The sequence below is a fragment of the Pseudomonas sp. AM8 genome (assembly GCF_036346475.1).
GTDB lineage: Bacteria > Pseudomonadota > Gammaproteobacteria > Pseudomonadales > Pseudomonadaceae > Aquipseudomonas > Aquipseudomonas marginalis.
Map to the genome: position 1 here is coordinate 1 of NZ_JAOTNX010000042.1, position 487 is coordinate 487.

1 pseudogene is annotated in these 487 nt (G+C 61.6%); it reads right to left on the bottom strand.

Annotated features, from left to right (window positions below):
- Positions 1-487, bottom strand: a pseudogene (locus V3W40_RS34560) (arabinose ABC transporter substrate-binding protein); the annotation flags it as partial.

Sequence of the window (487 nt, forward strand, 5' to 3'; positions counted from 1 at the left end):
AGTGTTGTAGCCCTCGATGTGCGGGCTTGGCAGCATCGAGCCGAAGAAGCCGCTGTTGGCTTTCTTCAGTTCGCCGATGGCGTCGGTGCCATTGATGCCGATGCCGATCACATTGGCGGCGGCGAAACCGGCGCTTTCAGTGGCGCGCACGCCGCCGAGCACGGTGTTGTCGTTCATGCCGCCGATGATCAGGTTTTTCGCGCCGCTGGGCAGCTTGACCAGCGCCGAGTTGGTGGCGTCCATGCTGCCGGGGACGTCGAGGGTTTTCAGCGCGGCGGTGAGGATGTGGTCCTTGGGAATGCCGGCTTCTTCCAGGGATTTGATCGAGCCATCGGTGCGTTTTTTGCCGGTGTCGAGTTCATTGAAGGTGTTGATCACCGCGTAGGTGTCCTTCCAGTCCCAACCGCGTTTTTTCGCCTCGGCAGCCATGGCCGCGCCTTGTTTCTGGCCCACTTCAAACGCGGCCATGCCCAGGTACGGCACGTCT